This window comes from Bailinhaonella thermotolerans (genome assembly GCF_003594875.1).
Lineage (GTDB): Bacteria > Actinomycetota > Actinomycetes > Streptosporangiales > Streptosporangiaceae > Bailinhaonella > Bailinhaonella thermotolerans.
Genome location: NZ_QZEY01000002.1, coordinates 202,184 through 221,120 on the forward strand (window position 1 = coordinate 202,184; position 18,937 = coordinate 221,120).

The following is an 18,937-nucleotide window of genomic DNA, read 5'->3' on the forward strand; positions in this document are numbered from 1 at the left end:
GGCGTGACGCCCGCGTTCCCGCGGGCGTCACGCGCGGCGGCGGTCGGCGGGACGGCCCCAGACCGGCGGAGGGCCCTTCCGCGTCCGCGCCGTCAGCGGGGGGCCGGCGCGGACCGGCCCGCGGTCCCCGCGGTCGCCCCGCCCGACGAGGGGCCGGAGCCCTCCCCCGGCTTGGGCTTGGCGCTGTCCTCCGGCTTGGGTTCGGGCTTGGGCTTGGGCTTGTCCTCCGGCTTGGGGCTGTCCCCGGGCTTGGGCTTGGGGCCGTCGTCCGGCTTGGGCTTGGGACTGTCGTCGGGCTTGGGCTTGGGACTGTCGTCGGGCTTGGGCTTGTCGTCGGGCTTCGGCGCGCACTTGGGCAGCCTGACCTCGCGGGTGACCTCGCCCGTCGCGGCGGCCGGGGCCGTCGAGGCGGTCATCCGGAGCACGCCGCCGCACGGCCTGGGGAGCTGGACCGCCAGGCTCCCGCCGTACGCCGTGGAGCCCTTGAGCGGGACCGTCCGCGTCCGCCGGGCCACGACCTCGCCCGTGGGCCCGATCGCGGTGAAGCGGGCGTGCAGGGTCACCGGGCCGGGGCCGTCGGCGCTCACGCGGTAGGTCGCGCCCGCGCCGTTCCAGTGCCCGACGGCGAGCCCCAGCACCTTCGGCGGGCACGGCACGGCCTCGCGGACCACCGAGCGCGAGGGGCTGGTGCCCCCGGTCGGGGACGGGACCGTGGCCGCCATCACCGTCAGCCGGCGCGCCTGGCCGCACTCGCCCCGCCCGAAGTCGTACGACACGGTCCTGGTGTACTCCGTGCTCCCCTTCAGCGTGAGCGTGCGGCGGTGCGCCACGACGGGCCGCTCGCCCTCGGCGAAGGTGAGCGTCAGCGCGACCGGGCCCGGCGAGGACGTCCCGATCAGGACGCGGGCGTTCTCGCCGTCCCAGCGGGTGATCTTCAGCAGGTCCACCGACGGCGGGCACTCGGGGCCCTTCACCTCGGTCTCGCGGCGGGCGGTGCCGCCGTTCGACGTGGCCAGCTCGACGGTGCGGGTGACCACCTGCCCGCACGGCACGGGCGGGAACGCCTGGCGGAACGTGTGCGTGTAGGCGGTGGCCCCGCGCAGCCAGGTGGACTGCCGGACGGGCTCGGTGACCTGGCCCTCCCCGCCGCGTGCGGTGAAGGCCGCGCTGAGCCGCACCGGCGCGGCGTCGGCGGCGGTGACGCGCGCGGTGACCGCCGAGCCGTCCCAGGAGGCGATCTCCAGGCGGGCGCAGCCGGGGGCGGCCGGGGCCGGGACCTCCTTGAAGGCCGTGTCGCGGTCGTCCCCGTGGGTCACGGTGGCCTGGACGCCCAGCAGCACCCGCGCGCCGCACTTCTCGGGCGGGAACGCGTGCGTGTGCGAGCGGGTGTACCGGGTGGCGCCGGACAGCCGCTCGGTGGCGCTCTTGACCACGACCGGCTGCCCGCCCTCCTCGCGGCGGGTGAACTCCACCGACAGGCCCGCCTCGCCCTTGTCGGGGGCGGTGACGCCGATGCCCGCCGTACGGCCGTCCCAGGAGGCGACGGCGACGGAGGCGGGGTCGCCGGGGGCGGGGCGGCCGCAGCGGGGGTCCTTCTTGGCGGCGAAGACCGCGCCGCCGGGGGACGCGGGCTCGGTCCAGGCCCGGACGCCGACGTGGGTGGCGGTGCGGCAGTCGAGGCGGCCGAGGTCGTGGGTGAAGCGGCGGTCGTAGCTCTTCGCGCCGGACAGCCGCGCGCTCTCCTCGCGGGCCGTGCGGTGGGCGGCCTCCCCGGCCCCCTTGCCCGTGGTGAAGGCGATCTTGAGGGTGACGGGGCGCCCGGAGGTCCGGCGGACGAAGACGGTGACGTCCACCGGCGTGGACTTCTCCAGCCAGCCGACGGTCCCGGCGAAGTCGAGCGTCTGGGGGCCCGGCGGGTTCACCGGGGGCTTGCCGTGCGGGGCCGGGACGCCGCCGCCACCCGTGCCGCCCTTCTCGCCCGTCTCGCCCGGGTCCACGGTGGACGGGCCGACCGGGCCGGGGCCGGGCCGGAGCGGGTCCCGCGGGGGCGCCTGGCTCGCCGGGCGGGCCTGGGACATCGCGAGCGCCGGCTCGACGGGGGCGGGCGCGGGCTCCGGAGTGCGGCCGGAGGCCAGGACCGCGCCCGCGCCCAGGACGGTCGCGGCGACCACCGTGGTCACGATGAGAGGGCTCTGCGCCCCGCCCGCCTTGCCGAGGATGGTCTTGAACAGGCCGGTGCCGCCGGTCGCCTGCTGCGCGGCGGCGGGCAGCAGGACGGCGAGCACGGCGGCCAGCTCGGCGAGCCGCCGCCTCCCCCGGTCCTCCCACTCGCGGCCGTACGCGGTGACGGCGATCTCCTCCAGCTCGCGGACGAACTCGGCGGCCGAGCCGGGCCGGTCGGGCGGGTCCTTGGCGAGCCCGCGGGTGACCAGCGCCCGCAGCGGGCGCGGCACCTCGGCGACCGGGATCTCGGCCGTCTGGTGCTGGTACCGCAGCACGTCGCGGTGGGTCGCGGTGTACGGCCGGTGGCCCGTCACGCACTCGTAGAACACCGCCGTCGCGGCGTACACGTCGGTGGCCGGGGACTGGGGGGCGCCGTCCCACTGCTCGGGCGCCATGTAGGGCGGGGTCCCGGCGGGCACCCCGGGCAGGCCGGACCAGGTGGCGATGCCGAAGTCGACGAGCTTGCTGGAGCCGTCCACGCCGACCAGCACGTTCTCGGGCTTGTAGTCCCGGTGGACCACGCCGAAGGAGTGCGCGGCGGCCAGCCCGAGCAGCGACCCCTTGAGCACGACCAGGGCGGCCTCCGGCCCGGTCCGCCCCTCGCGGGCGATCAGCCGCCGGAGGGGCGCGCCGTGCACGAGCTCCATGACGATGGCCGCGCCCTGCGCCGACTCGACGTACTCGAACAGGCGGGCCACGTTGGGCTCCCCGCCCAGCTCGAACAGCAGCGCCGCCTCCTCGCGGAACCGGCGCAGGAAGACGGCGTCCCCGGTGAGCTCACGGGAGAGGTACTTGATCGCCACCTCCGCCCCGGTGGCGTCGTGGACGGCGAGCACGACCCGCCCGCCGCCGCCCATGCCCAGTTCCCGCAGCTCGGTGTACCCAGGCACCGACCACGCGTTCATGCCCGCCTCCCGTGGCCGGCTGCTCACGGGACCCCGCGCGGCCCCGTCCGGCCTCCCCCGAAGCCTCCGTCCCCGTCCTTACAACCCGCCTGCAACCGGCTTGCAGCCCCCACCCCCCTGAGTGAAACCCACCCCGGCCCGCCGTACAACCCTCCCGTCTCACCGGATACGGGGTACGGCGGGCCGTCCGCCCGTACCGCCCCGAAACAGTCCGAGCGGGGCGGCGTCCTCGGGTACGGCGGGGCGGGGCGGCGCGAGCCGTACGGGCGGGTGGACGCTCGCGGCGGCGGAGGCGGCTGCCCGGGTGCGGCGGCGCGGGCGCGGGATCAGGTGAGGGGCGGGAGCTGGGCTATCTCGGTGACGCGGGCCAGGCCCAGGTGGAACGGGTCGGGGGAGACGCGGACGGGCCCGGCGTAGGGGGTGGCGAGGTGGTGGACCAGGAGGAGGCCGGCGGCGACGGTGGCGGCCAGGGCGGCGGGGGCGGCGACGCGGACGACCAGGCGGTCGGCGGCGAACACGACCGCGGGGACGATCACGGCGGTCGCGGCGGCGGCGAGCGCGGCCCAGAGCAGCGGGGACTCTCCCCCGGCGGCGCGGGCCGCGCGGGCGCGGCGGGCGTCGAGGAGCTCGTGCATGCGGGACATGGCCTGGCCATACCTGGCGACCTCGCCGCGGGTGCGGGGCTGGACGGACTGGAGGCCCTCGCGCAGGCGGTCGGTGAGGGTCCAGCCCTCGGCGGAGACGGCGCGCGAGCGCTCCATCATCGCCCACTCCTTGTAGAGCACGACGGCGAGGTACTCCCGCAGGTGGCGCTGCATCAGGCCGCGCTGACCCGCGGGCAGGGTGCGGGAGTACCAGAAGATGTCGACGGCGCTGTCGGCCTCGGCGGCGACCTCCTCGCCGGCCCGGTCCAGGCGTTCCCAGGCGGAGACGACGGCGAGGCCGACGGTGATCGCGAACAGGGCGCCCGCCAGGCACGTGACCACGATGCCGGTCTCGCGGAAGCGCGCGCGGACGCCGGCGGGGACGTGGCGGTGGAGGAGCACGGCCGAGACCCCGGCCACCGCCGCGGCGGCGGCCACGATCAGGAGTGCCGGCATGCCACCCTCCCCGGCTCGTGACGTGACGAAAGGATTACCAAGGGTAGCGGCCGGACGGGCGCGGGGCGGTCGAATCGCGAGGCCGTCCGGATCCGGGGCGGGACGGCGACCGTCACACGGCCCGGGTCACCGTCCACCGGCCCGCCGCGACACCGGTCCCGCCGCCCCGGGCGGCGGTCACCGCATCGCCTCCAGCATCCCCGGCAGCGCCGCGCGCAGCTCGCGCTCCCAGTACCGGTGCGTGTGCCTGCCCGGGTAGAAGTGGGTCTTCACCGGGATGTCCAGCTCGTAGAGGCGTTTCACGAACTCCTGGGCGACGCCGTACGCCAGTTCCTCGACGGCGTCGCCGATGGGCAGCCCGCCGCGCTCGGGGCGGCCGGTCCCGGCGGCGACGTACAGCCTCACGTCGCGCAGCCCGGCCGCGACGTCGTAGGGGTTGTGCTCGGCCCAGATCCGGCGCTGCTCCGGGTCGCGCGGGTCGCCCCAGATCCGCTTCCAGTCGGTCCCGGGGCAGGCCAGCGAGGTGCCCCCGGCGATCACGACGGACGGGTCGAGGCCGCGCGGGTTGTCGTAGAGGATGTGCACCGCGCCGCTGAAGGAGGCCGCCGCGCGGAACATGCCGGGGCGGCGGGCGGCGTACAGCATGGCGCCCTGCCCGCCCATGGAGTACCCGGCGATGGCCCGGCCGGTGCCCGCCCGGTATCCGCGTTCGAGGATCTGGCGCACCTCGTCCAGGTGGAAGGTCTCCCAGCGGGGCGCGCCGCCCCGGCCGTGGTTCCACCAGTTCGAGTAGCTGCCGCAGCGGCCCCCGTCGGGCATGACGACGATCACGCCGGCCTTGGCCGTGATCGACTCGACGCTCGTCTTGGCGGTCCAGGAGGTGTGGTCGTCGAAGCCGCCGTGCAGCAGCCACAGCACCGGCCAGGTGCGCCGCGCGTCCTTGGCCCAGCCCCGGGGCAGCAGGAGCCGCACCTTCCCCGGGCCGCCGAGGGCCGGGGAGTCGATGGTGAGGTCCAGCGTGCGCCCGTCCACCCGGCGTTCGGCGGTGACGGCCGCCCCGTCGTCGGCGCCGGTCCGCGCCGGCGTGGGCTCCGGCTCCGGCAGGGCGCTCGCGGTGGGGGTGGCAGCCGGCTCGGGGGGCGGCGGGCGCTCCCCGGCGCACGCGGCGGCGAGCAGGGCGAGGACGACCAGGACGGCGGGCGCGGCGAGCGCCGGGACCGCGGTTCCGGCGCGGCCGGGGCCTCGGCCCCTCACGCGCCGTCGCGGGCGTCGGCGGCGGCGGCCTGAGCCTCGGTGGCGGCGGCCTGAGCCTGGGCGGCGACGGCCCGCGCCTCGGCCGGGACCTGCTCCTGAGACCGGGACCGGGACCGGGACCGCCGGGCCGGGGCCGTCCCGGCGTCGGCGAGGAACCGCTCGATGAGGCCGGTGACGGTCTCGGGGGCCTCCAGCATGGGGAGGTGCCCGGCGTCCCTGAGGTTGACGGCGGCCCGGGGCCTGAGCCGGGCGACGAGGCGTGCGCCCGCCCTGGCCGGCAGGATCCGGTTCCTCCCGCCCCAGATGACGTAGAGCGGGGGCAGGTCCTCCCCCGGGCCGATCCGGTCCAGCGCGCCGTAGCTGGACATGTCCTGGAGCGTGCCGGTGAGCGTCCGGATCTGGTGGGGGTTGGCCCAGCAGGCCAGCAGCTCGGGGTCGCGCGTGAGCTCGCCGTCCCCGCGCCCGAGCTGGAGCCGCAGCATCCGCCGCGCCGCCTTCTCGGGCACCCGCCACCGCGCCGCCGCGCGGGCGACCGGCCGCGCGATCCCGGGGGCGTACCGGCCGGCCAGGTGCAGGCCGCCGAGCACGCCGCGGGTGAACGTGGCCTCGGTCAGGGGGTTGACCAGCACGAGCGCGCTCACCGCCGCCGGCCGCCGCCTGGCGTACGTCAGGGAGATGGCGGCGCCCATGCAGTTGCCGGCCAGGGCGACCGGCCCGCGCGCCACGTGCCCGGCGAACGCGCCGAGCAGGTCCGCGTATCCGTGGAGCGTGAGCCCGCCGGGCGGGCCCGGGGAGCGGCCGTAGCCGGGCAGGTCGAGCGCGAACACCTCGCGGGAGCGCGCGAGCGCCTCGATCTGGTGCCGCCAGATGGCGTGGGACATGCCGCCGTTGTGGAGGAGGATCACGGGGTCGCCCGCGCCCCGCCGTACGTAGGCGACCGGATGACCGCCGTAGCCGAAGGTCTCCACGGATCCCTCCCGGGCAGGGGACAATCCCTCAATCGATTGCTATCGCAACCACTCCCCCGGCCACAACCCCCCGCGACGAGATCACACGGTGGGCGGGAACGCGCCGAACGGGAGATCGGGGTGCCCCTCGCCCACGAACGAGTAGTCGCGCGACTCGGTGACCAGGCCGTCCTCCCCGAAGACGACCACCGTGCAGCCGGAGATCGTCCGCGGGCCCTGCCCGTAGTCCGCCCGCGCCCAGTACTCCACGGCGGCGGTGTCCCCCGCGACGAGCGGCTCGCCGAACACGGCGCGGGTCGGGGCCTTCTCCTCGCCGAACGTCCAGGTCAGGTAGGCGCGCATCCCGTCCCGCCCGCGGTGCGGCGGGCCGAACGGGGAGGACCAGTGGACCCCGTCCTCGGCCTGGAGCGCGACCAGCGCCTCCACGTCCCGCGTCTCCCACGCCCGGCTCCAGGTCCGCGCCCAGCGGCGGGCTGCGTCGTGCACGTCCATCGCGACCTCCTCGGCTGTGCTGAACGCACCCTAAACGATCACATGAGCGAATATCGGGAATTCCGCAAATATGCCGATCTGGGGTATCGCGGCGGGGGATCTGGACCCGGCGGGGGCGGCTGTTGAACAATCGGTCGCCGGAAGGCCGTCACCCGCTGGAGGGGCCGATGTCCGTCTTCGTGCTCGCCGACCGTGTCCGCGACGTCGCCAGGGAGGCCCCCGGGCGGACCGCGGTGGTGGAGGCCGACGGCTCCCGCCGCACCTACGCCGAGCTGTCCCGCGCCGCCGAACGGCTCGCGCCGGGGCTGCGCGAGGCGGGGATCTCCGAGGGCACGCTGACGGTGTTCATGGTGCCGCCGGGCTTCGAGGGCTGCGTGATCGGGGTGGCGCTGTCGCGGGTCGGGGCGCCGGCCGTGGGCATCGAGCCGTCGCTCGGGCCGCGCGTGGTGGCCGGGTGCCTGCGCCGGGTGGAGCCCGAGGCGTTCGTCGGCATCCCGCTCGCCCACCTGGGCCGCGTGGCGTACGGCTGGGGCCGGGGCAGCGTGCGCGTCAAGCTCGTGACCGGGGGGACGTTCCCCGGGGCGCGGCGCGTGGGCACGCTCTTCCGCGGCGCCGGGCCGGCGGAGGACGAGGCGGGCGAGGCCCCGCCGCCGCCCGCCGTACGGCCGGACGACCCGGCGCTGATCGCGTTCACCACCGGCAGCACCGGGATGCCCAAGCCCGCGGTGTTCACGCACGCGGAGGCCGGCGCGATGCTGGAGGTGATGCGCGGCACCTGGGGCTGGGACGACGGCGACGTGCCCGTGGACATGCCCACGTTCCCGGCGTTCTGGCTGATCGGGCTGAGCGCGGGCGGCACGGTCGTGGTCCCGCCGATGGACTTCGCGCGCGGCGGCCCCGCCAAGGCCGACCCCGCCAGGCTGCTGGAGACGATCGACCGGCACGGCGTGAGGTCGATGTTCGCCTCCCCCGCGCTGCTGGAGAACCTGTCCCGGCACGCCGCCGCCCACGGCCGCACGGCGCCCAGCCTGGAGCGGGTGGTCTGCGGCGGCGCCCCGGTGCACGGCCCGCTCATGCGGCGGGTCCGCCGGATGCTCGGCCCGGGCGGGGAGGTGTACTCGGCGTACGGCACCACCGAGGCGCTGCCCTCCGCGCAGATCGCGGGCCGCGAGGTGCTGGAGACGACCTGGGAGCTGACCGAGCAGGGCGCGGGCGTGTGCCTGGGGCGTCCCCTGGCCGGCGTCTCGGCCGAGGTCGTGGGCTTCGTGGACGGCCCCATCGAGTCCTGGGCCGACGCCGTGCGGCTGCCGCCGGACGAGATCGGCGAGATCGTGGTGCGCGGGCCCAACATCAGCCAGACCTACTACCGGTCGGAGGAGCAGACGCGCGCCAACAAGATCCCCGACCCGGAGGGCCGCTCCTGGCACCGGACCGGCGACGCCGGCTACCGCGACGCGGAGGGCCGCCTCTGGCTGGTGGGCCGGGTGTCCCACCGCGTGGACACCAAGGACGGCACGATCTTCCCGCTGCAGGTCGAGCCCATCGTCAACACCCACCCGGCGGTGCGCCGCAGCGCCCTCGTCGGGGTGGACGGCGTCCCGATCGTCGTCATCGAGCCCGAACCGGACCTCCCCCGGCCCGACCCCGCCACGATCATGGCCGAGCTCCCCGTCCCCCTCGCCGGCATCACCACCGTCCTGGTCCACCCCGGCTTCCCGGTCGACACCCGCCACAACGCCAAGGTCGACCGGCCGGCCCTGGCCCGGTGGGCCGAGTCCCGCCTCCCCCGCTGAGCCCGCGCCTCACAGGGTGAGGAACAGGACGTGCGCCGCCGCGGCGGAGCCCGCCAGGGCGGCGCCGTAGCACAGGGGGGCGATCAGGCGGTCGAGGCGGCCCAGGCCGAGGCCGTGCTCGACGGCGAAGCGGAAGCGGTGCGCCCAGTGGAAGAACGCGAGCACGGCCAGCCCGAGCAGCGCCACCCGCGTGAGCGGGTGGGCGGCCACCGCCCGCAGATGGTCGTACGGCGGGCCGCCCGCGAGCGGGAAGACCACCCCGAACAGCAGCACCAGGACCGGGACCAGGACGGCCGCGGCCATCCCGCCCCCGCTGAACAGCAGCCACAGGAACGGCTCGACCGGCCGCCGCCGCGGCCCCGCCCGGCCCTCACGCGCCATGATCACCTCACCAGGAGCCAGACCACGAACGCCGACACCGCGATCCAGGCCGTGTAGAGCGGCCCCGCGACCATGAACGCGGGCAGCCGCACCCCGAGGACGCGGACCGCCACGGCCTTCGGGGTGACCACGAACCAGGTGATCGTGTGGAAGAGCGTGAGCGCGAGCGCGGCGACGTTGAGCGCCAGCATCCACCACGACGCGCTCAGCTCCATGAAGCCGCGGTACGCCGCCGGCCCCGCGGCCACGGCGCGCACGAGGAGCAGCAGGTAGACCACCGACCAGGCGACGAACACGCTGCTGAACTCGCGGATCATGAACAGCAGGTACGGCCGCCGCCCGGTCCACCACAGCACCGGGACGGGCCGCCGGTAGCGGGCGGCGGTGTCGTCGGGAGCGGTCACCGGGCCCCCTTCGGCAGCAGGAACCGCCTGACCGTCTCCATCGCGGCGGTCAGCTTGTACTGCTGGATCGCGCCCGCCGGGTCCACGCCCTTGGGGCACGCCGCCGAGCACTCCCCGACGTACGTGCAGTCCCAGACGCCGCCGGCCGCCGCCAGCACGTCGAACCGGGCCGCCGCGCCCATGTCGCGCGAGTCCAGGTTGTAGCGCTGGGCGAGCGCGATCGCCGCGGGCCCGAGGAAGTCCTCGTCCAGGGCGTACACCGGGCAGGCGGAGTAGCAGAGCATGCAGTTGATGCACATCGAGAACTGCTTGTAGGCGCCGAGCTGCTCGGGCGTCTGCGCGAACTCGGCGTCCGGCGGCGGCTCCGCGCCGTTCCTGACCAGCCAGGGCGTGACCGAGGCGAGCTTGCCGAGGAACGGCTCGATGTCCACCACGAGGTCGCGGATCACGGCGAACCCGCGCAGCGGCTCCACCACCACCGGCCCCGGCGCGAACTCCGACAGGAAGGTGCCGCAGGTCAGCCGGGGCTCCCCGTTGACGGTCATGCCGCAGCTCCCGCAGATCCCCATGCGGCAGGACCAGCGGTAGGCCAGGGAGCCGTCCAGGACGTCCTTGACGTGGTTCAGCCCGTCGAGCACGGACCACTCCTCGCGCAGCGGCACCTCGTAGTCGCGGGGGACCGGCTCGGCGTCGCGGCCGGGAAGGTACCGGGACACGCGCAGGACGATCGACTCGCCGGCGGTCTCCGCCGCCCTCATCGCGGGCTCGGCGCTCATGGGCTCACCTCCCGTAGACGCGTTCGGCCGGCGGCCAGCGGGTGATCCGCACCGGGAGGTACTCCACCCGGCCGGGCCCGTCGTCCTGCCGGTAGACCAGCGAGTTGGCCAGGAAGCGCCGGTCGTCCCGGCGCGGGAAGTCGGTCCGCTGGTGGGCGCCGCGCGACTCCTCGCGCAGCAGCGCGCACCGCACGATCGTCTCGGCCACGTCGAGCATGTTGCCCAGCTCCAGCAGCGCGATGAGCTCGGTGTTGAACGTGGTGCTGTGGTCCCGCACGCCGAGCCGGGCGTACCGCTCCTGGAGCTCGCGGAGCGTCTCCCCCGCCTTGAGCAGGGAGTCGGCGGAGCGGTAGATGCCCGCGCCGTCCTCCAGCGCCCGCTGCATCCCGGTGCGGACGGCCGCCAGGGAGTCGCGCCCGTTCTCGCGGCGGCGCAGGGTCTCGATCCGGCGGCGCTCGTCGGCGGCCAGCGCGGCGGGCTCGCCGGCGGGGGCCGCGCGCGCGCAGTGCTCGACGGCGGCCACGCCCGCGCGGGCGCCGAAGACCAGCAGCTCGGGCAGGGAGTTGGAGCCGAGGCGGTTGGCGCCGTTGATGCTGACGCAGGCCGTCTCCCCGGCGGCGAACAGGCCCTGGACCGGGGTCGCGCCGTCGATGTCGGTGTGGACGCCGCCCATCATGTAGTGCACGACGGGCCGCACGGGCACGAGGTCGGTGACCGGGTCGATGTTCTCGTAGTCGCGGCACAGCTCCCGCACGAACGGGATCTTCGCGTCGATCTTGCGCGCGCCCAGGTGGCGCAGGTCGAGGTGGACGACGGGCCCGTACGGCGAGTCGACCGCCCGGCCCTTCTCCACCTCGTGCACGAACGCCTGGGAGAGGCGGTCGCGCGGGCCCAGCTCCATGCTGCGCAGCACCGGCGTCGGGGACGGCGTGCCGAGGTCGTAGTCCTGCAGGTAGCGGTACCCGTCCTTGTTGAGCAGCCAGCCGCCCTCGGCGCGCGCCGCCTCGGTGATCAGGATCCCGGTGAACGGCAGGCCCGTCGGGTGGTACTGCACGAACTCCATGTCCTTCAGCGGCGCCCCCGCGCGGTACGCCAGGGCCATGCCGTCGCCGGTCTTGATCCCGGCGTTCGTGGTGAACGGGAAGACCTTGCCGCAGCCGCCGGTGGTGAGGATGACGGCGCGGGCGGTGATCGTCTCGACGCGGCCGGTCGTGATGTCGATCGCCACGACCCCGCGCACGCGCCCGTCGTCCACGAGCAGCCGCGTGACGAACCACTCGTCGTACCGCTCGACGCCCGGGTGGCTCAGCGAGGTCTGGAAGAGCGTGTGCAGCAGGTGGAACCCGGTCTTGTCGGCGGCGAACCAGGTGCGCAGCCTCTTCATGCCGCCGAACGGCCGTACGGCGACGCGCCCGTCCCCCTCCCGGCTCCACGGGCAGCCCCAGTGCTCCAGGCGCAGCAGCTCGCGCGGGGCCTCGCGGACGAACAGCTCCACGGCCTCCTGGTCGCACAGCCAGTCGCCGCCGGACACCGTGTCGTACGCGTGCTCGTCGAGGGTGTCGCCGATGCCGATCACCCCGGCCGCGCCGCCCTCGGCGGAGACGGTGTGGCTGCGCATGGGGTACACCTTCGAGACGATCGCCACCCGGAGCCGGGGGTCCGTCTCGGCGACCGCGATGGCGGCCCGCAGCCCCGCTCCGCCCCCGCCCACGATCAGCACGTCCGTGCTCGCGCTCAACACCGCCTCCTCGGGGCGACGCCCGTGTCCGTGGGTCGTGTGGGGCTCAGCAGCCGTGGTCGGGACCGTACTGGTCCTTGACGACCCTGCCGTCGTGCCGCACCGCCCTCTCGTGGCAGCTCCCGTCGTGGAACTCGTGCCGGATCACCCGGCAGCCGCACTCGAAGAAGCTGTCCCTGATGCGCAGGCCGTGCTCGTCGCCGTCGCGGTAATACTCGCCGGCGACCACCTTGCCGCACGGCGCGCGCTCGGCGCTGAAGGGGGTCTTGGTGCCGACCATCGTGCACTCCCAGGCGGGATGCGACCAACTGAACGCAGCGGATCCGCTGCCCCGGACGATGTTCGCCCGCCCACCAGCCAACCACCCCCCACCACCCCCGCAAAGCCACCCTTGCCTACCTCCCCCGCCACCCCGGTCCCCGGCACGGTCCCGGCCCGCACGCCGCGGCGCCCCCGGCACGACGGCTTGGCCGTACGGGCGCGGAGGCGCGGGGGGGTGGGTCAGAAGTCGGTGGGGAGGAGTTTGGCGATGTTGCGTTCGGCGAGGGCGGTGATGGTGACCAGGGGGTTGACGGTGGTGTTGCCGGGGATGAGGGAGCCGTCGATGACGTAGAGGCCGGGGTGGCCGGGGAGGCGGCCGAGGTTGTCGGTGGCGCGGTCGAGGACGGCGCCGCCGAGGGGGTGGTAGGTCAGGTGGTCGCCCCAGATCTTGTAGGCGCCGAAGAGGTCGGTGCGGTAGATCGTCCCCTCCGTCGAGTTGATCTTGTCGAAGATGCTCCTGGCCATGGTGATGGACGGCTGCTTCCAGGCGGTCTGCCAGTCGAGGTCGACGCGGCCGGCGGCGGCGTTCCAGGTGAAGCGCGCCCGGTGCGGGTTGGCCGTGATCGACAGGTAGAAGGAGGCGTACGTCTCGATCCCGGTGGGCAGGGGCGCGACCTCGGCGAACGCCCCCCCGGCCGCCCAGTTGTCGATGCCGGCGCACGGGATCGTGGACTGCCGGGTGCCCGTGGGGTCCCACATGTGGTTGGCGCGGCCGCACATGACGTTGCCGTTGTCGCCCCAGCCGCGCCCGACCTCGTCGTTCAGGCGGGGCAGCGCGCCGGTGGCCTTCAGCTTGACCAGGAGCTTGCTGGTGCCGACGCTGCCCGCGGCGAAGAAGACGCGGTCGGCCGTCAGGGCCTTGGTGGCCACGACGGCCCCGGTGGTGTCGAGCTGCTCCATGAGGACCGTGTAACCGCCGCCGGAGGCCGGGGCGACCGAGGTGACCTTGTGCAGCGGCGTGACGGCGACCCGGCCGGTGGCGGCGGCCCGGGCGAGGTAGGTGCGCTGCAGCGACCTCTTCCCGTGGTTGTTGCCGTAGAGGATCTCGCCCGCCAGCGCCGACTTCGGGACGGTGCCCGCCGCCTCGGCCTCCATGTAGTCCCAGTCGTACACGTCGGACACGAAGACGAACGGGAACCCCGAGCGCTGGGCGTGCTTGCGGCCCACCCGGGCGTACTGGTACCAGGGGGTGGACTCGAACCAGGCCGGGTCCACCGCGCCGACGCCCAGCCCGGCGTTGGCGCGCGGATAGTAGACGGAGTACATCTCCTCGGCGTTCACCGTCGGCAGGACCGAGGCGAAGTTCTCCCGGCGGGGCGTGACCGCCATGCCGCCGTTGACCAGCGAGCCGCCGCCGACCCCGCGCCCCTGGTAGACCGTGATGCCGGCGAACTCCTCGGCGTCCAGGACGCCGGTGTACCGGGGGATGTCGCGGTCGATCGGGAAGCCGATGAAGTAGTTGAGCGGCGCCTTGGTCCTGGTCCGCAGCCAGTAGGAGCGGTGGTCCGGCTGGAGCGTGCCGCAGAAGACCTTCCCGTCCGGCCCGGGGGTGTCCCAGGCCATGCCCATCTCCACCATGTGCACCGGGATCCCGGCCTCGGCCAGGCGCAGCGCCGCGACCGCGCCGCCGTACCCGGTGCCGATGACGAGGACGGGGACGCGGGCGCCGGAGGCGATGGGCGCGATCGCGGGGGCGACGCCGGAGCGCGCGGCGGGCGCGTCCGCCGCCGCGCGATCGCCCAGCGCCGCGACGCCGAGGACGGTTCCGGCCCCGGCGATGAAGCCGCGCCGGGTGAGGTCAGGGGTGGCTGCCGAGCGGTGGTCGCGCATGTGATCTCCTCACTCGCCCCGAAACGGTTGACCGGGTGATGCGTCGTGGCGGCCGGAACGGGGTCCCGCTGATCACACGCGGCCGGGATCAGGGGCCCGCCGTACGGCCCGGGGCGGGCGCGGGCCCGGCGGGCAGGCGGCACGCGGTGTCCAGGCCCAGGACCCGGTTGAGGCGGCCGAAGGCCAGCCAGGAGCCGACGCACATGCTCAGCTCGGCGATCTCCGCCTGGCTGTAGTGCGCGGTCATCCGGGCCCAGAACTCGTCGTCGATCCCGTGGTGGTCCAGGACGTAGCGCTCGGCGTACTCGGCGGCGAGCCGGGTGCGGTCGTCGAAGGCGGGGGTGGTGCGCCAGTTCGCGACGGCGTCGGCGAACTCCTCCTCGACCTTCTCGCCGTCCCGCTCGGTGCGCCAGTCGAGGCAGAAGACGCAGCCGTTGATCTGCGCGACGCGCAGCCGGGCGGCCTCGAACTCACGGAGGCCCAGGGTGGTGTGGGCGTAGACCGCCAGCGAGAAGTTCGCGGCGGCGGGGCCGATCCCGGGGACCAGCTCGCCCCAGGCGTACCCGATGGGGTCCTTGCCCTCGGGGATGTCGATCCGCAAGGCCGTCTCCTTCTCTCAGGCGGTCCCGAGCCGTCCGGTCGCGGGGCGCAGCGGCACGTCGAGGGCGTCGTAGAGCCCCGCGGGCCGCTCGGTGAGCCATTCGATCGCGTTGACCAGCCGGCCCGCCGCGGTCGCGTTCCCGCCCGCGGACCGGTTGCCGCCCTCGTCGGTGGCCTCGACGGTGACCTCGATGCGCGGCCGTCCCTCGATGATCACCCGGTGGGCCCCGGCCCCGCCGGGCGCGGCCGGCCAGTCGGGGGCGCAGGACGGGTGGATGCGGGTGACGTGCTCGATCACGATGCGGGGCTCGCCGCCGACGACGCCCTGCACCTCGAACCGCAGCGCGCCCTGGGTCCCGGCCGCGAACTCGCCCATCGTCTCGGTGCTGACGGTCCCGGCGAGGGGCCGCCGGTCCACGGTCTCGCGGATCTCGTCGAGTTCGGCGCCGAGCGCGCGGGCGATCAGCCGTACCTGCCCGCCCCACACCATGGTCGGCACGGTCGGGGCGATCATCGGGGGCTCGTAGTCCATCGGCTGCCCCATGCCGACGAGGTGACGGACGGAGTCGGGCTGGTCGTAGGTGGAGTAGTCGAAGATCTCCTGGCAGCGGATCCGCTCGACGGCCGAGGCGAGCCCGCTGACCAGCAGCGGCAGCACGTCGTTGCCCCAGCCGGGGTCGATGCCCGACACGAACAGCGACCCGCCGCCCTCGGCGATGGCCGCAAGGACCGGCTCGCGCACCTCGGGCGGGGCGCCGCGCGGGTCGTAGAGGGCGTAGATCGACGGGGTGACCACCACGGCCCCGGCCCGGATCGCCCGGGTGACGTCGGCCAGGGCCTCCCCGGGGCGGATGTCGCCGGAGGCGGCGTACACCACCGCGCGCGGGCGGGCGGCGAGGGCCGCGCCGACGTCGGTGGACGCCGCGACGCCCAGCTCGCGGCCGAGCCCGGCGAGGTCGCCGGCGTCGCGGCCCGCCTTGGCGGGGTCGTGGACGAGCACGCCCGTGAGCTTCAGCCCCGGATGCGCCTCCACGGCGCGGATCGCCGCGCGGCCGACGTTCCCGGTACCCCAGACGATCGTGGACACCATGCGCGGAGCGTAGCAAGCGCTTGGTTCGCTGCCTAGGGCCTGGCGCCGCCCGTCCCGCGCCCGGCCGCACGCCGTACGGCGGGACGCCCGGCACGGGCGGCGCGCACGTCCGGGACGGGGAGCCGTACGGCGCGGGCGGCGCGGCGAAGGGGCGCGCCCGGCCGTACGGCGTGCGGGGGCGCGGGGGCGCGGGCGGGGCGGCGGCTCGGGGGTGGGCGGGGTCAGGCGTGGGGGCGCTCGTCGATGACCTGGATCAGCTTGCCGGTGCGGGGGTGGGTGGCCAGTCCGGCGGGGCGGACCCACTCGATCGCGAGGGGGTGGACGAAGCCCTGCTCCACGCAGTCCGGGTACAGCGGCCGGGCCGCGTACACCGCCTCGACGAGGCGGTCGCCGAGGCCGGCCGGGGGCTCCCCGGCGCACGCGAGGCGGAGGATGAGGCCGTCCTTGCCGTCCCAGCGGCGCTCCACCATCTGCATGCCGGACATGACCCCGTCGCGGTCGGCGGCGGTGAGCGCCGCGTGGACCTCCTCGTAGGACATCGCGACGTTGGCCACCCGGGCGCCCTCGATCGTCCGGCCGACCAGGCGGAACCTCCGGCACTCGGCGTCCGTCCACTCGGCCAGGTCGCCGACGGGGTAGCGGATGATCGGCATGAGCGTCCGGAACAGGTTGGTGACGACCACCCGGCCGCGCACGCCGGGCTCGGTGATCGGCTCGCCGGTCACGTCGTCGATCAGCTCGACGACCGTGCGGTCGGGGAACGCCTCGTGGACGCGCACGTCGCCGCCCGGGACCGGCCCGCCGACCAGGCCGGCGTCCACGGTGGCGTACCCGAGGGAGGCGATCGCCGCCCCGGGGAACGCCTTGGCCAGGCGCGGGCGCAGGTCGTCGAAGAGCAGGTCGCCGGCGAACAGCAGCAGCTCGACCGAGCCGGTCTCCGTCCCCTTCGCGAGCGCCGCCTCCGCCACCCCGCCGAGCTTCATCGGGGTGCCGGCCAGCACGTTGACGCCGAAGTTCTCGATCAGGACGGCCACGTCCTCGTCCGGCGTGTGGCCGGCGACCGGCAGCCGCACGTTCTCCACCGGGGCGTTGTGCAGCGCCCCCTCGATGTAGAGGAAGCCGCCGTACAGGTGGCCGGCGAAGAACAGGTTGGCCACCCGGTGACCCGGGCGCAGCCCGGCCCGGACCATGCCGGCGCCGAACGCGCTCACCGAGTCGGCGTGCTCGCTCCGGGTCCACGGGGACACCTTCGGCGCGCCCGTGGTGCCGCCGGAGGTGTAGACGCCGGCGTCGGTCAGCGGGCCGGTCAGCAGCCGGTTGTCCGGCCAGACGTTCGCGGCCCAGAACTCCGCCTGGTCGATGATCGGGAGCTCGGTGAGGTCCCGGACGGTCTGGGGGACGTCCCGGTACAGCTCGGCGTAGAACGGCGAGTTCCGCCGGGCGAAGTCGACCAGGACCTGCAGCGGTTTGGCGGGCATCCGCCTCTCCTTCCGTTTCGTTCCGTCAGTGGTGCCGGACACGTCGGTGTCCGGGGTCAGGGGCCGCCCGGGATACGGGACGCGGGCGGGTCAGACGTGGGCTGGTCAGACGTGGGCCGGCCGGGCGCGGGCTGGTCAGACGCGGCTTCCCGCCAGGCTGGGGATGCGCCCGGCCAGCACCCGGCGGCGGTAGAACCACCAGTTCACGGCCAGGAACACGCCGTAGGCCGCGAGGAAGGCGTACAGCGCCGGCTCGGCCGAGCCGGTCGCCCCGAGGGAGACGGCGAAGCCGCGCGGGACGAGGAACCCGCCGGCCGCGCCGACCGCCGAGGCGATCCCGATCGCCGCCGCGGCCTCCCGCCGGGCGGCGAGCCGCGAGCCGCCCTCCGCCCGCGCCGTGAAGATCGCCGGGATCATCCGGTACGTCGAGCCGTTGCCCGCCCCCGAGGCGGCGAACAGGACCAGGAACGCGCCGAGGAACAGCGGGAAGTGGTGCGCCCGCAGCCCGGCGACCGCGCCCAGCACGCCCGCCGCCATGGCCGTCAGCGACCAGGCGGTGACGCGCGCCCCGCCGTACCGGTCGGCCAGCCAGCCGCCGGCGGGCCGGGCGAGCGACCCCACCAGCGCGCCCAGGAAGGCGAAGTGCGGCGCGGCGGCCCCGGCGAAGGCCGCGTCGATCACCAGGGGCAGCGCCGAGGAGTAGCCGATGAAGGAGCCGAACGTGCCGATGTAGAGGAAGGACATGACCCAGGTGTGGGTACGGCGGAACGCCCCGCGCTGCGCCGCGAAGCCCGCCCGGGCCACCGCCAGGTTGTCCATGAACAGGTACGCGCAGACCGCGGCGGCCACGATCGGGACGGCCCACAGCAGCCCGGCCACCGCGAGCCCGGCGGACACCGTCAGCGGCACCACGAGCTGGACCGACGCGACCCCGAGGTTCCCCCCGGCGGCGTTCACGCCCAGCGCGAACCCCTTGCGGCGCTCGGGGTAGAAGTAGGACACGTTGGCCATCGAGGAGGCGAAGTTCCCGCCGCCGAGCCCCGCCGTGGCCGCCGCCACCAGGAACATCCAGTACGGCGTGCCCGGGTGCGCGACCGCCCAGGACAGCAGCCCCACGGGCACGAGGAGCAGCAGCCCGCTGACCACCGTCCAGTTCCGCCCGCCGAAGGCCGACACCGCGAAGGTGTACGGCAGGCGCAGCGCGGCCCCGGCCAGGTTCGGCGCCGCCACCAGCCAGAAGAGCTGGTCCACGGTGAACGGGTGCCCGGCGCGGGGCAGGAACACCACGATCGCGCTCCACAGCAGCCACACGGAGAACCCGAGATGCTCCACCAGGATCGAGAAGACCAGGTTGCGGGCGGCCACCCGCCGCCCGGTCGCCGCCCAGAACACCGGGTCCTCCGGATCCCAGTGCGTGATCCAGCGCCCTCTCATCGCGTCCGCCCTTCCCATCCGATCCGCCCGCCCGGCCCGGTCCGCCCGGTCCACTCCGTCCGTCCGGTGCGCTCGTCGCGCCCGATCCGCCCGGTCCATCCGATGCGCCCGGTCCATCCGATGCGCCCGGTCCGTCCGGGCAGCCCGGGC

16 protein-coding genes are annotated in these 18,937 nt (G+C 75.3%); 1 reads left to right on the plus strand and 15 read right to left on the minus strand.

The window, feature by feature from the left end; all coding sequences use genetic code 11:
• Positions 1–92: 92 nt before the first annotated feature.
• The 5 genes from D5H75_RS41290 to D5H75_RS06175 all read right to left on the minus strand — a co-directional run bounded on the left by D5H75_RS41290 (position 93) and on the right by D5H75_RS06175 (position 6,942).
• Positions 93–3,128: a serine/threonine-protein kinase gene (locus D5H75_RS41290; RefSeq protein WP_202637877.1), complete on the minus strand. Its 3,036-nt coding sequence runs from the start codon at positions 3,126–3,128 to the stop codon at positions 93–95.
• Between the two features lie 326 nt (positions 3,129–3,454).
• Positions 3,455–4,228 (minus strand): bestrophin-like domain, encoded by a 774-nt coding sequence (locus D5H75_RS06160; protein ID WP_119925374.1) that lies wholly within the window; start codon positions 4,226–4,228, stop codon positions 3,455–3,457.
• Between the two features lie 177 nt (positions 4,229–4,405).
• Positions 4,406–5,482 carry an alpha/beta hydrolase gene (locus tag D5H75_RS06165; protein ID WP_242454017.1) on the minus strand — a complete coding sequence of 359 codons (1,077 nt, stop codon included), beginning with the start codon at positions 5,480–5,482 and terminating at the stop codon, positions 4,406–4,408.
• A complete protein-coding gene (locus D5H75_RS06170) occupies positions 5,479–6,450 on the minus strand; it encodes an alpha/beta fold hydrolase (RefSeq protein ID WP_119925375.1) in 972 nt (323 codons plus the stop codon). Before D5H75_RS06170 ends, D5H75_RS06165 begins: the two co-directional genes overlap by 4 nt.
• An 81-nt stretch (positions 6,451–6,531) precedes the next feature.
• Complete coding sequence (locus tag D5H75_RS06175) at positions 6,532–6,942, minus strand: nuclear transport factor 2 family protein (protein WP_119925376.1); 411 nt, start codon at positions 6,940–6,942, stop codon at positions 6,532–6,534.
• A gap of 167 nt (positions 6,943–7,109) precedes the next feature.
• On the opposite strand from D5H75_RS06175, the gene D5H75_RS06180 reads away from it, so the two are divergent.
• Positions 7,110–8,735 (plus strand): fatty acid CoA ligase family protein, encoded by a 1,626-nt coding sequence (locus D5H75_RS06180; protein WP_119925377.1) that lies wholly within the window; start codon positions 7,110–7,112, stop codon positions 8,733–8,735.
• Positions 8,736–8,744: 9 nt separating this feature from the next.
• Here D5H75_RS06180 and D5H75_RS06185 read toward each other — a convergent pair whose 3' ends face one another.
• From D5H75_RS06185 to D5H75_RS06230, 10 genes are all read right to left on the minus strand, one after another.
• A complete protein-coding gene (locus D5H75_RS06185) occupies positions 8,745–9,116 on the minus strand; it encodes a succinate dehydrogenase/fumarate reductase transmembrane subunit (RefSeq protein WP_119925378.1) in 372 nt (123 codons plus the stop codon).
• A 2-nt stretch (positions 9,117–9,118) separates the two neighbouring features.
• Positions 9,119–9,520 (minus strand): succinate dehydrogenase/fumarate reductase transmembrane subunit, encoded by a 402-nt coding sequence (locus tag D5H75_RS06190; protein WP_202637878.1) that lies wholly within the window; start codon positions 9,518–9,520, stop codon positions 9,119–9,121.
• On the minus strand, positions 9,517–10,296 hold the full coding sequence (gene sdhB / locus D5H75_RS06195) for a succinate dehydrogenase iron-sulfur subunit (protein WP_202637879.1): 780 nt from the start codon (positions 10,294–10,296) through the stop codon (positions 9,517–9,519). The genes D5H75_RS06190 and sdhB overlap by 4 nt, the downstream gene beginning before the upstream one ends.
• A gap of 4 nt (positions 10,297–10,300) precedes the next feature.
• Entirely contained in the window at positions 10,301–12,034 is a 1,734-nt protein-coding gene (gene frdA / locus D5H75_RS06200) for a fumarate reductase (quinol) flavoprotein subunit (protein WP_119925380.1), read from the minus strand.
• Between the two features lie 46 nt (positions 12,035–12,080).
• Positions 12,081–12,314: a hypothetical protein gene (locus D5H75_RS06205; RefSeq protein ID WP_202637880.1), complete on the minus strand. Its 234-nt coding sequence runs from the start codon at positions 12,312–12,314 to the stop codon at positions 12,081–12,083.
• A 221-nt stretch (positions 12,315–12,535) separates the two neighbouring features.
• Positions 12,536–14,185 carry a GMC oxidoreductase gene (locus D5H75_RS06210; protein ID WP_119925381.1) on the minus strand — a complete coding sequence of 550 codons (1,650 nt, stop codon included), beginning with the start codon at positions 14,183–14,185 and terminating at the stop codon, positions 12,536–12,538.
• Between the two features lie 88 nt (positions 14,186–14,273).
• A complete protein-coding gene (locus tag D5H75_RS06215; protein ID WP_119925382.1) occupies positions 14,274–14,786 on the minus strand; it encodes a carboxymuconolactone decarboxylase family protein in 513 nt (170 codons plus the stop codon).
• Between the two features lie 15 nt (positions 14,787–14,801).
• Positions 14,802–15,875, minus strand: coding sequence for an NAD(P)H-dependent amine dehydrogenase family protein (locus tag D5H75_RS06220; RefSeq protein ID WP_119925383.1), 1,074 nt, complete (start codon positions 15,873–15,875; stop codon positions 14,802–14,804).
• Positions 15,876–16,096: 221 nt separating this feature from the next.
• A complete protein-coding gene (locus tag D5H75_RS06225) occupies positions 16,097–17,353 on the minus strand; it encodes a phenylacetate--CoA ligase family protein (RefSeq protein ID WP_119925384.1) in 1,257 nt (418 codons plus the stop codon).
• 135 nt (positions 17,354–17,488) lie between these two features.
• Positions 17,489–18,787, minus strand: a complete 1,299-nt coding sequence (locus tag D5H75_RS06230) for an MFS transporter (protein ID WP_242454018.1) — start codon at positions 18,785–18,787, stop codon at positions 17,489–17,491.
• Positions 18,788–18,937: the final 150 nt, after the last annotated feature.